This is a genomic window from Sporosarcina sp. E16_8 (assembly GCF_017347095.1).
In the GTDB taxonomy this organism is placed as follows: domain Bacteria; phylum Bacillota; class Bacilli; order Bacillales_A; family Planococcaceae; genus Sporosarcina.
This window is the reverse complement of sequence record NZ_JADPRZ010000005.1, coordinates 1-11395: the sequence shown is the minus strand read 5'-3', so window position 1 is coordinate 11395 and position 11395 is coordinate 1. Positions and strand designations below refer to the sequence as shown.

Below are 11395 nucleotides of genomic sequence, written 5' to 3'. Positions count from 1 at the left end.
ACTCTCTTACATTGGAAAAGTGACCGTAAACAGGCTACCTTCATTCAATTTACTTTGTACTTGAATGGAACCATCATGCATATCGATGATTTTCTTCGTAATCGACAAGCCTAAACCACTTCCACCCAGCGTACGATTACGTGATTTATCCACTTTATAAAAACGCTCAAATATATGTGCTTGATCTTCCTCTGCTATGCCCATTCCTGTATCCGCAATGGTCACAACTGCTTCTTGACCACGCTTGAGTAGAACAATTTTCAGGCTGTTGCCGATGGGTGTGAACTTGATACTATTATTAATGAGATTAATCCATACTTGTGTCATCAGTTCTTCGTCGGCGGTGATTTCTACTTCATCTAATGAAATATCCAATTCTAACGATTTTGCAACCCACTGCGGTTCACAGGATAGAATGATTTCACGAATTTGCTTATCCAATCGGTACGTTATTGGCTCAAAAGGGTGATGTTGAGACTCTATGGATGTTAACTTCAATAAGTTATCGCTCAGATTGGCTAATCGTCTGCTTTCTGTCTCTATAATCTCAAGATAACGTTCCCGTTCATGTGGCGTTAAATCGCTTTGCTTCAAAACAGTTGCAAAACCACTAATCGAGGCAAGTGGCGATTGGATTTCATGCGATACATTGGAGATAAACTCTTGACGCATTTGCTCTATTTGATTCAGCTCTACCGCCATCTCATTAATACTTTCTACAATTTTTCCAAAAGGATGGTTCTTTTTATGCTTAAATTGATTCGCTAACTCGATATTATAATCACCCTTAGAAATTCTTCGCATTGCATCAATCATCATTGTGAAAAAATCCACTCGCCGCGGAGAAGCAAACCTCGAAAAAATCCAGCTAGTGACAATGAACAGGAAAATCATCGCGAACAACGTAATCATCCCTCTAAAGAAGTCACTAGTATGCAAATCCCATTTTATATGAATGAACGAAGTTCCTAAGTAAGATAGCGACCAGTAGCTGACAGTGATGATTAACCACGCAAATACAGCCATTCCAATACGCAGTACTTTTCTCAACCTTCTACCTCTAGGCGATAACCTAACCCACGAATGGTGCTAATTTTAAATGAACCAAGGTTGTCGGAAAAACGTTCGCGCACTCGATTAATATGCACGTCAACCGTTCGATCTGTGCCTTCGTAATCATACCCCCATATATCCTCAATCAACTGCTCCCGCGAAAAGGTTTTACCAGGATAGCTCGCTAACTTAAACAACAATTCAAATTCTTTCAACGGTAGCTCTACATTTCGGTTTGCCAAAAACACTTCATGTGTTTTACCGTTCATCATCAGTTCGCCCAACTGGACCGTCTGCGAGATTGCAATTCTATAGCGCTTAAGTAATGCTTTCACTCGTGCAACAAGCTCAACTGGCTCAAACGGTTTCACAAGATAATCGTCCGTGCCTAACTCAAACCCTTTAACCTTCTGCGCCGTGTCTCCTTTGGCTGTCAGCATTAGAAGGGGGATATCAAACTGTTTTCTAATTTCTCGGCACAGCTCCCATCCATCCATGTTTGGCATCATAATATCCAATAGTACCAAGTCTGCCTTAAATGACCCTAGAGTTGCCAATGCTTCAATACCATCGCATGCTTCCTCTATTTCAAAGCCTTCTGGACGTAAGAAAAGTCCGACCAATTCCCGCATATGCGGATCATCATCTACAATTAATACCTTCGCCATATGCGAACGCCTTCTTTCTTTGCTCAACGATTAGTTCATTTTAGTAGACGCATGTAAACTCAGTATAAACAACGCTTAGCAAATTGAGGTATTTATTAATTACTAACCTAGTAATATCAACGTTTAGGGCATCTTCACATTATACAGCTTTGTTAGGATAGGTATATAAAATAGGATGTTTGGTGGAACTAAAAAAATACGTATGTATGTTCAAATTACAAGTAAGTAAGTAAATACATTCATTTATTACTACAATACAGAAGTAATTATTTCCCTGTTTATAATGTTGAGTTTAAGTAAACAATATGAGTTCAAACAAAAAAGGGGGTGTTTTTAGTGGATATGAAGGATAAGGTACAAAAAGAGTTATCTAAGATTGACGTCGAGAAAAAGGACGAGATTTTAGAGAACTTTAATCGATTCAAACAGTACCTCTCCGAGAAAGTTGAGTTGGGGGAAAACATGGGCTTGAGTGATGAAAAGCTTGCTAAAACTACAGAATTAGTTGCAAATTATCTAGCCAAACACGAAGATCCTCGCAACAGGGAAGAGAAATTGTTAATGGAACTATGGAATTCCGGTTCTAAAGAAGCGCAACACACACTTGCGCATATGTTACTGGAAATGGTACGGAAAGCTTAATAAAAACGAGTAGTACAAGTTTTTACGAAATAGAACTCCATGGCTTAAGCCATGGGGTTCTATTTCGCAAACATACACTCACATTCTCCCAATAGGATAGGCAGAGGCGACACTTTGGCGAACAACTCCCGTTAGGAAATTAATCTTTCGAGAGAGCAAGGTCTGTGCCAACTATCCCATCCGTGTGGGGATACTTTTCTTCGGCTTGTCATATCGATGTTTCGTTTTCTATCTCTCTTCAAGAGACAAAAATTGTTTATATCATCACAGATAGAGTGTATGTTTCCAATGGATATTTACAGAGTTATTTAATATTTCCGCAAGGGCATGGACGTGCAAACTCTATGTTGCACCTTAGCCATAATACGTGAATTTATTGTTTCCTAAGTCATAAAAAAAAGTAACGATTACTCGTCACTCTTCTCGACAGTGTTTTTAGCGCTTGAATACAAGCCTGAAGCTGATAACCCTAGCATTCCCCCCACTAATATTCCCTGCCTCCAATCAAATTCAGTCACGTAGACCACGCCTATAACAATCCCAATTACTAAAGCTATAAACGGCAACACCTTTTTACTCACGCCGGCCCTTTTAAACAACTCCACAATCCCCAAAATAAGTGGAATTATAACTACATCATAAATCTCAAACATATAATCACCTCTTTCCCTACTACTATTTTATGAACAACTCGTCCTTTCAGTGACGATATATTTTCCGCGTTTCCAATATAGCCAATCCTCCATCAGCTATTGGATTCCTCATCCCCCACAAATTAAAGTGAATCCAATTGTGTTACCGCCAGCAACTTCTTTGTAATATATACATATTTACCACCAATTCGCGCACATTAGCGTATTAGTTGCACTTTACAAGTAATGAGCATAACCAACCTGTACCCCCAAAAAACACTATGTGAACTACTTGCAATCTACAAATTATTTACTTCATCTATTTGTACACCGCAATTTATCGACAATATAATAATTTGCAATATGCAATCTTTTCTAACAATAACCCATTTGGTACTGATTAACTCTTAATTCCCTCGCAACTTTACCTCCAATACATGCATGGAGCGAAGAACTGTTTCACGTTCAAAGTCATTCATAGATGCCAAGGCATTCTCCATTTTGGCCGCAATGATTCCATTAATGGCCACCTCCATGTCACTGCCCTTCCCAGTTAACGACAATAGATATATTCTCCGATCGCCTTCATACGGCGTTCTGGTAACTAACTCTTTCTTTTCTAGCGTCCCAATCTGTCTGGAAAACGTCGTGATATCCATACCAACAGCTTCAGCCACCGTCTGCATTGATGGTTTCTTCTTTAATGAAATCTCATATAGAATTGAGCTTTGAACGATAGATATATTATCGCAACTGGCCTTATGAATGCCACGCATGCTTTTTGATAACGAGTGAAAAATAGGAATAATTTTATCCATTAATGAATTCCCCCCCACTAACTCTTTCTGCAATTATACAGCAAGCAAAATGAAAGCACCTATATTAACGGAAAATTTAATCCCCCTCCTATAAGGGTGGCTTCAGTGAAGATGCAAAACGCGTCCATATAGTTGGACGCGTTTGATATCATGCATATGTAATTTCGCCTTCATCCTGGATATTGATTCCGTTTTTGAGATGAACCGTGGTCTTTAAAATGAGTATTTGCGTTTGGACTTCCGATTCGCTCTCCCATCGCTCGTCAGGTACCATTTCAAACGAAATCATCCATGTTTCTTTGGATTTGATGTCACTCATTATTTCAATAGATTGTTTTGCAATGATCATTTCATCAGTTTCTGACCGTTTCAACAACTCAATCACAATATAATCGACGAGTTCATCACTGTCCTCCCCTTCGATATAAACTGTGCCGGAAAGCGTTTCACCAAAAGCGACATTCGGTCCATCGACGTTTGTATTAACGGTCATTTCTCCATATTCAATCGTTGATAAAAACTGCCTTACCATGTTCTATTCCCCCAATCTTTGACCATCCGTATCTTCATAATATAAGCCCTCAGCTGCTACATGTTTATTATACCGTATTTTGAACAATTTGAATAAATGTGTTGCCACAACTTTCATGAGTGCATATCCTGGGATTCCGAGAACGACACCAGGCACACCGAACAACGATCCCGCTGTCAGTAAAACGAAAATGATTGTGACCGGATGTGTATGCAATGATTTCCCCATAATTTGCGGTGAAATAAACTTGCCCTCAATGAGCTGAACAACTGTCCAAACGATTGCTAACTTGATAAGCATGAAGGGCGATGTCACAATGGCGATAATGACCGCGGGAGTAATTGCGATAAGCGGTCCAAGGTACGGGACAACGCTTGTAAACATTGCAATAACACCGAGTAATAACGCATATTCCATTCCAATGATGAGAAATCCAATTGAAATCATAACGCCAATGCATATCGCCACAAGAATTTGTCCTTGTATATAAGAACTAATTTGGTGATCCGCATCACGAAGAATGGTTTTAGCATCATCCCTCATGTGCGGAGGCAACATCTGAATAAAGAAACGCGGCAATTTCTCTCCATCTTTTAATAAATAGAAAAGAATAAATGGCACAGTAATGATTGCAAGTACAAAACCAGTTAAAGCGGAAATGAAAGAGCTAAGACCACTTGCGATTCCACCGACCGCATCCGTGAAATACCTTCCAAGATCACCCTGCCCCGATTCTAAAATGTTTTTCACATTGATATCCAAACCTTCATAATAAGAAGCGAAAATGGATGTTTTTAATAGCTCATCGATTTTCAGCACCAGTTGGCTGAAATATGTAGGGAATTCTTCGATAAGGTTATTAAACTGGATTTTCAAGAATGGAAATACCATAAACACCAGCAAGGTGATAAGACCCATAGCACCAATGAATATAATTAATATACCCCAAATTCGTGGTATTTTGATTTTTTCTAATAAACGTAAGATAGGCCTTAGTAAATAATAAGCAATTGTGGCAAGAATGACTGGCAATACTACTGTTGAGAAAAAGACAGTAATCGGATAAAAGATGAATGATATCCGATTAAAAATAAGTATGATTAAGCCAATCAATAATAGTGAAACGAGAACGAACAACGTGCTACGCCCGCCTAAAAAACGAATAATATTCGAAATGGGTCTATTTCTTTTCTCATCAACTTCCATCGGCATCCTCTTCTCTCGTCAAGTTTGTACTCTTAATCCAACTGCATATTAAGAAATTTGGAGATGGCCTCTTTATTTTTTACGATATCCACTTCAATAACAGATCCAGCGTGAGGATACGAATTAAATGAATAGGAATTCTCTATTGGAACAGTCATCGTTTCAACTTCTGCACCTTTCTTCATTATAAGGGAGATCGCACGTGAAATTTCGTCCTTGGACGTCAAGTCCGTGTTAATGAAACCTGATAGCGCACCTGCAAGTTTTGGTACATTACCAATCATTCCTGGTCGCATCGCTTCATCCTTCATCGCAGAGATTACTTCTTGTTGTCGTGCAACTCGCCCAAAATCACCATCTGCATCTGCACGAAAACGCGCATAGCCAAGTAATTCCTTGCCGTTCAACTGTTTTTTTCCTGGCATTAGTGTAACACCGATTTTTTCTGACATTTCTTTTTTGACATCAATCTCTACTCCACCTGGAAATGCAATATCAACAATCGATTCAAAGTTAGCAAAATCAACAATTGCATAATGATGAATAGGGACACCAAACATCCCTGTTATCGTGTCTTTCGTTGTCTGCAATTTTCCCAGATAATAGGCGGTATTTAACTTATACGACTTGTATGTTGGGATTTCCGCATAAATATCACGCATAAATGAAATGACCCGTATCTTTCCAGCACCCTTATCCCAAGACATCACCATCATCGTATCTGTCCGCGATCTGCCACTGCCGTCATCGTCCACACCGAGCAGTAAGTAATTTTCAACGGAAGTATACTTCGGATCTGTGGCATCCCCTTTAAACGGTCCCGGGTCAATCCCATTATCTTTTGCCAGTGATTTCCCTGCATTGTATTCAACATATGAATAAAGCCCAGCTCCGATAAAACAGAGCGTAATTATTAAAAAGATGACCCTACCAATGCGAAGTTTTTTCTTTCTTCTTCTTTTCGGTACTGGCCCTTCATAATGATCTTCCATTATTGATTCCCCCAAAAATTGATATCCCGATTAGGACGAACAGGAAGCCTCTTGGTTGCGTCTGGCTATCTCGATTATAACACGATGGGCCATTGAGGTTAACCTTAACTATCTTTCTTTCGGGCGATTCATGGCCTGTTGATGTAGTTATATCCATTATTATTTTTTCTATAATGGACGATTTACAATATTTTCCCCACTCACCTCATTACATCCCTGCATATGTTACATAGATGTTGGTGCAGAAAGGTGGTGTAAGATATGGGACGTGAACATGGTGGTGGAGAAGGTAGCTCGTTTGCTTTGCTTGTTGTGCTTTTTATACTATTGATAATCATTGGCGCAAGCTTCATCTATTAATAATTAAACTAATCCAATCTCAACCGCTCATTTGCATCTCTCAACTGTAAGAGCGCTTAGTAGGCGCTCTTTTTGCTAGTGTATTAAACATAAGCAAACAACTATTACCTACTAATCTAATTATGATACAATTCACTAATATGCAAAGAAAGGGCGTTGTTAACGATGACTGATATAGTAGTTGAAAAAGCAACATTTGCTGGTGGTTGTTTTTGGTGTATGGTGAAACCATTTAAAGAGTGGGACGGTATATACGACGTCGTATCCGGTTATATGGGCGGACATGTTGAGCATCCTACATATGAAGATGTCAAAAAGGGCGACTCCGGTCATTTGGAGGTCGTTGAAATCACATATGCTCCTTCCATTTTCCCCTATGATAAATTGCTGGATGTATTTTGGCAGCAAATCGATCCAACCGATGCAGATGGACAATTCCAAGACCGCGGCCATTCGTATTCAACAGCTATCTTCTATTATACAGATGAGCAGCGTCAAATTGCCGAAACATCTAAAGAAAATCTTTGTGCAAGTGGTACATTTACTAATCCAATTGTGACACCCATCCGTCCCAGTGAAACATTTTACCGTGCAGAAGAATATCATCAGGATTATCATGAAAAAGAACAAGAGCATTACGATGAAGACCGCTCACTTTCCGGTCGGGACGAATTTATTGCAGGGCACTGGTCATAACAGTAAGAACTAGAGTGCCCGACATTGTATTTTGTTAAACTACTAGCAATTTCGATGATGTTCTTTTACCTTGGGTTTAAAGTAGGGCCTCCAAGCTAAGTCCCATGATATATGTGAAAACCTGAATAATGAGCACTTAGCAAAGTGCTCATTATTCAGGTTTTCCTATACCAAGATAATATTTTTTGATTAGTACGTATATTGATTAAATTAAATTATTTTTTTCACTACGAAATGCTGGATAAACGGCGGCATATCTTTTAAAGCGTTACGTAAACACTCAGGATATAATGCTACTTCATTTAGTTCATTAATTGGTGTCCATTTAAATATTAATCGCTCGCCTTCAATGCCATGAAAAGAGGCTTCGTTATATGAAGATGGATTTCCTATAGATGTGATCGCATAATAAAAGCCGATTTCATGAAAATCTCTCCCCCCATGTTCAAAGAAATTTTCGATGACAAAAGCCATTCGGTCCACATGAATATCAATACCCAACTCTTCATGAAACTCCCTTTTAAGGCTGCTTTGCGAATCCTCCGCAATTTCAATCCAAATTCCAGCTACTCTATAATTAAAAACGGCTTTTTCTGTTTTAAATACGACATCCATGAATTTCATTCCCTTCAAGTCAATCTTTCCTATTTTCATTTCACGTAAAATAATAGCAATAGTATCAGAAAGAAAAGCTTAGTAACTTAGTAAACCTAAGCATCAAATTATTGCTGCCCAAAAAATCCCTAACCAGAACTAAAATGACTAATCCCAGGTAAATATTTTTTATTATTCTTTATCAGTTTAAAATGATTCGTAATGCACAATATCATTTTAATTCAACATTCTTTTGGCTTTTGGTTTTTCTACTGGAAAACCAAGACCTGGGATCGCAACAATTCTCCGGTCTGATTCAGTAGGACCATATGATTTCCCTTTCTCCTGAAAACTAGTGATCTCGCGTCTTGAACGATTAACGCCTACTACAGTCAACCAAATCCCCCTACTCTTATCAGGATAGTAACCTTCTGTTTAATTATACAACCAATTCAAACTACTCTCAAAATCGATTTTTTTAAAGCCTACGATATTCTATTTGCTGTTTAATGAATAAAGTAAAATTTTCAATGGATAGACTCTCTGTTTCTCGACTTCCCAATTTTCGAACATTCACCGTTCCATCACCAATCTCCTTGTCACCAAGAATGAGTGTATAAGGAATCTTTTGTAGTTGAGCTTCCCTAATTTTGTAGCCCAACTTTTCATTTCGCTGATCAATTTCAACCCGTATCCCTTCATTTCTTAAAATGGATTGTACGATCAATGCGTAATCCAAATGGACACTTGAAACAGGAATAATTTCCACGTGAGTAGGAGCTAGCCAAAGAGGGAAAGCACCTGCAAAATGTTCGATTAATATTCCAAAGAAACGATCGATTGAGCCAAAAATTGCACGGTGAATGACAACCGGACGAACTTTTTCGTTGTTTTCATCAATATACGTGAGATCAAACTTTTCAGGCATTTGGAAATCGAGTTGAATTGTGCCGCATTGGTGGCTTCGTCCAAGTGCATCTTTAATATGGAAATCAATTTTTGGTCCGTAAAATGCACCATCCCCCTCATTTAATTGATAAATAATGGCTAGATCGTCTAACACATTCTTTAGAGCCTCTTCTGAATCATTCCAAATCTCATCACTCCCTAGCGATTGTTCTGGCCTTGTAGAAAGTTCAACCGAATAATCAAAACCAAAAGTTTGATAGACTTCATCAATTAAACGAATAACATGCTTTATTTCACTTTTTATTTGATCAGGCCTGACAAAAATATGCGCATCGTCTTGGCAAAATGTTCGAACCCTTAATAGTCCATTAAGGGCTCCACTAAATTCATGGCGATGGACTTGACCGAATTCAGCCATCCGTATCGGTAAATCACGGTACGAATGAAGACTGTTTTTATAGATCAACATATGCCCCGGACAATTCATCGGTTTCATCGCGAATTTTGCGTTTTCCACTTCTGAAAAATACATATTCTCATGGTAATGATCCCAGTGCCCCGATTGCTCCCACAGGCGTTGATTCATCATGAATGGCGTGCGTACCTCGGCGTAACCGGCCCGCGTTTGAAGTGCGCGTGAAAAGTTCTCTAGCTCCGTTCGTATTATCTGCCCCTTTGGTAAATAGAACGGCATGCCCGGTGCTTCCTCAGAGAACATGAATAATTTCAATTGCTTTCCTAGTTTTCTGTGATCCCTTTTTTCTGCTTCCTCCAATAAATACAAATGCAGATCTAGGTCTTTCTTTTTCAAAAAGGCAATTCCATAGATACGTTGCATTACTTGATTATCACTACCCCCCCGCCAATAGGCACCCGATAAATGCGTTAATTTGAATGCTTTTATCTGTCCAGTTGACGGTAAATGTGGTCCGCGGCAAAGGTCTATAAATTCACCCTGTTTATAAAGGGAAATTTTCTCGTCCGCTGAAATATCTTTTAATAGTTCTAACTTAAGCAATTCGCCACGCTTCTCAAATAGTTCTTTTGCCTCAACATATGTGACTTCTATACGTTCAATTTTCAAATCTTCTTCGATAATGGCTTGCATCTCTTTTTCGATCATCGCTAAGTCATTCAAAGTTATGCTAGTATCCGATTCGATGTCGTAGTAAAAGCCGTCTTCAATAACGGGCCCTATCCCTAACCTCGAATCGTCATATAGTCTTTTAACCGCCTGCCCTAGCACATGCGCAGTTGTGTGCCTAAGGACCTCGACCCCTTCTTCCGATTCCTTTGTGAAAAGAGTTATCGCAGCATCCTCCATAATACATTGTGATAAATCATATAATTGGTCATTCACCTTTCCAACTACAACATTCTTTCTCAAACTTGGACTTATCGACTGTGCAATATCCGCTAATGTAATGCCTAAAGGAAAAATCTTTCGGCTACCATCTGGAAATCGAATCTCAATCTGCTTGTCATTCATCTAAAAACACCCCATCCAATTTTTTGTATAACAAAAGCGCAAGTGCTGGAGTCTAAACGTAAAATCTCTACGTTACAACTAATCAATAGTGAGAGATTTTATATTTTCCTAGACAATAAAAAAATACCCGTCCCAAATAAAGGGACGAGTATGATTACCCGTGATTCCACCCAAATTTCTAACACCATCCAACAATGGTGTTAACTCATGGCGCTGTAACGTAGCATTAACGGTATTAGTTACTTCATTTCACTAATACAGCTCAAAAGTGGTAAATTATTTTCTGCGTTAGGAAGTTCTCACCAATACTTCCCTCTCTGGAAACCATAAAAATAATTCAAGTCTTTGTCATCGCTTTTATCGTTTTTTAGTTAAATTTCTATACAAATAAACACACTCGTCCCTTGTAAAGGGACGAGTGTGTTTGCTCGTGATTCCACCCAAATTTCTAACACCATCTAACAATGGCGTTTGCTCATGGTGCTGTAACGTAGCATAGACGGCTTCATGCAGCTCAAAAGTGGTAAATTGTTTTTCTATGTTAGGAAGATTTCAGCATTACTTCCCTCTCTGGAAACCATAAAAACAACTCATGTCTTTATCATCGCTTTTTAAGTATAGTTAAAATTCAATAAAAACTAATTAGTTAATATCCTACAACAAAGAAAATGTTTTATCAAGCTTTTCCCTATTGAAGGGAGTGTCAATATTTATGTGTAAATGACAATCCAACCTTTTCATTGTGAATACACTTATTGCTTTTTTATAACTTACGAGTAGCACTTATTTGCTCTTAATATTAAG

Annotated in this window: 13 protein-coding genes and 1 other annotated feature; of the genes, 3 read left to right on the top strand and 10 right to left on the bottom strand. The window is 38.6% G+C overall.

Annotation, left to right across the window (positions count from 1 at the left end; genetic code table 11):
• Positions 1-6 precede the first annotated feature (6 nt).
• Positions 7-1050, bottom strand: coding sequence for a sensor histidine kinase (locus I2484_RS05950; protein ID WP_255551145.1), 1044 nt, complete (start codon positions 1048-1050; stop codon positions 7-9).
• Positions 1047-1721 (bottom strand): response regulator transcription factor, encoded by a 675-nt coding sequence (locus tag I2484_RS05945; RefSeq protein ID WP_207150128.1) that lies wholly within the window; start codon positions 1719-1721, stop codon positions 1047-1049. Before I2484_RS05945 ends, I2484_RS05950 begins: the two co-directional genes overlap by 4 nt.
• A 342-nt stretch (positions 1722-2063) precedes the next feature.
• On the opposite strand from I2484_RS05945, the gene I2484_RS05940 reads away from it, so the two are divergent.
• The gene (locus I2484_RS05940) at positions 2064-2363 is read left to right on the top strand and encodes a DUF3243 domain-containing protein (RefSeq protein WP_207150270.1); all 300 of its coding nucleotides are present in this window, start codon (positions 2064-2066) and stop codon (positions 2361-2363) included.
• 407 nt (positions 2364-2770) lie between these two features.
• Here I2484_RS05940 and I2484_RS05935 read toward each other — a convergent pair whose 3' ends face one another.
• The 5 genes from I2484_RS05935 to I2484_RS05915 form a co-directional block, all read right to left on the bottom strand.
• Positions 2771-3016, bottom strand: a complete 246-nt coding sequence (locus I2484_RS05935; RefSeq protein WP_207150127.1) for a hypothetical protein — start codon at positions 3014-3016, stop codon at positions 2771-2773.
• A 386-nt stretch (positions 3017-3402) separates the two neighbouring features.
• Positions 3403-3771, bottom strand: coding sequence for a MarR family winged helix-turn-helix transcriptional regulator (locus I2484_RS05930; protein ID WP_481886381.1), 369 nt, complete (start codon positions 3769-3771; stop codon positions 3403-3405).
• A gap of 190 nt (positions 3772-3961) precedes the next feature.
• Positions 3962-4345 carry a sporulation protein gene (locus tag I2484_RS05925; protein WP_207150125.1) on the bottom strand — a complete coding sequence of 128 codons (384 nt, stop codon included), beginning with the start codon at positions 4343-4345 and terminating at the stop codon, positions 3962-3964.
• A gap of 3 nt (positions 4346-4348) precedes the next feature.
• Positions 4349-5551, bottom strand: a complete 1203-nt coding sequence (locus I2484_RS05920; protein WP_207150124.1) for an AI-2E family transporter — start codon at positions 5549-5551, stop codon at positions 4349-4351.
• Between the two features lie 32 nt (positions 5552-5583).
• Complete coding sequence (locus tag I2484_RS05915) at positions 5584-6543, bottom strand: LCP family protein (protein WP_207150123.1); 960 nt, start codon at positions 6541-6543, stop codon at positions 5584-5586.
• 261 nt (positions 6544-6804) lie between these two features.
• Between I2484_RS05915 and I2484_RS05910 the strand changes: the two genes are divergently transcribed.
• Together I2484_RS05910 and msrA are read left to right on the top strand one after the other, a co-directional pair.
• Positions 6805-6903: a YjcZ family sporulation protein gene (locus I2484_RS05910; protein ID WP_082786576.1), complete on the top strand. Its 99-nt coding sequence runs from the start codon at positions 6805-6807 to the stop codon at positions 6901-6903.
• Between the two features lie 165 nt (positions 6904-7068).
• On the top strand, positions 7069-7599 hold the full coding sequence (msrA, locus tag I2484_RS05905; RefSeq protein WP_207150122.1) for a peptide-methionine (S)-S-oxide reductase MsrA: 531 nt from the start codon (positions 7069-7071) through the stop codon (positions 7597-7599).
• A gap of 210 nt (positions 7600-7809) precedes the next feature.
• Here msrA and I2484_RS05900 read toward each other — a convergent pair whose 3' ends face one another.
• The 3 genes from I2484_RS05900 to thrS all read right to left on the bottom strand — a co-directional run bounded on the left by I2484_RS05900 (position 7810) and on the right by thrS (position 10591).
• Positions 7810-8214, bottom strand: coding sequence for an NUDIX hydrolase (locus I2484_RS05900; protein WP_207150121.1), 405 nt, complete (start codon positions 8212-8214; stop codon positions 7810-7812).
• Positions 8215-8430: 216 nt separating this feature from the next.
• Positions 8431-8589, bottom strand: coding sequence for a hypothetical protein (locus I2484_RS05895; protein ID WP_207150120.1), 159 nt, complete (start codon positions 8587-8589; stop codon positions 8431-8433).
• Positions 8590-8671: 82 nt separating this feature from the next.
• A complete protein-coding gene (gene thrS, locus I2484_RS05890; RefSeq protein ID WP_207150119.1) occupies positions 8672-10591 on the bottom strand; it encodes a threonine--tRNA ligase in 1920 nt (639 codons plus the stop codon).
• Between the two features lie 137 nt (positions 10592-10728).
• Positions 10729-10952 (bottom strand) — a binding site (T-box leader).
• Positions 10953-11395: the final 443 nt, after the last annotated feature.

Excerpts from the sequence above, each read along its gene's own strand:
- I2484_RS05900 (WP_207150121.1), bottom strand. The coding sequence starts at position 8,214 with ATGGATGTCGTATTTAAAACAGAAAAAGCCGTTTTTAATTATAGAGTA.
- I2484_RS05935 (WP_207150127.1), bottom strand. The coding sequence starts at position 3,016 with ATGTTTGAGATTTATGATGTAGTTATAATTCCACTTATTTTGGGGATT.
- I2484_RS05940 (WP_207150270.1), top strand. The coding sequence starts at position 2,064 with ATGAAGGATAAGGTACAAAAAGAGTTATCTAAGATTGACGTCGAGAAA.
- I2484_RS05945 (WP_207150128.1), bottom strand. The coding sequence starts at position 1,721 with ATGGCGAAGGTATTAATTGTAGATGATGATCCGCATATGCGGGAATTG.
- thrS (WP_207150119.1), bottom strand. The coding sequence starts at position 10,591 with ATGAATGACAAGCAGATTGAGATTCGATTTCCAGATGGTAGCCGAAAG.
- msrA (WP_207150122.1), top strand. The coding sequence starts at position 7,069 with ATGACTGATATAGTAGTTGAAAAAGCAACATTTGCTGGTGGTTGTTTT.
- I2484_RS05920 (WP_207150124.1), bottom strand. The coding sequence starts at position 5,551 with ATGGAAGTTGATGAGAAAAGAAATAGACCCATTTCGAATATTATTCGT.
- I2484_RS05925 (WP_207150125.1), bottom strand. The coding sequence starts at position 4,345 with ATGGTAAGGCAGTTTTTATCAACGATTGAATATGGAGAAATGACCGTT.
- I2484_RS05915 (WP_207150123.1), bottom strand. The coding sequence starts at position 6,543 with ATGGAAGATCATTATGAAGGGCCAGTACCGAAAAGAAGAAGAAAGAAA.
- I2484_RS05930 (WP_481886381.1), bottom strand. The coding sequence starts at position 3,771 with ATGCGTGGCATTCATAAGGCCAGTTGCGATAATATATCTATCGTTCAA.
- I2484_RS05910 (WP_082786576.1), top strand. The coding sequence starts at position 6,805 with ATGGGACGTGAACATGGTGGTGGAGAAGGTAGCTCGTTTGCTTTGCTT.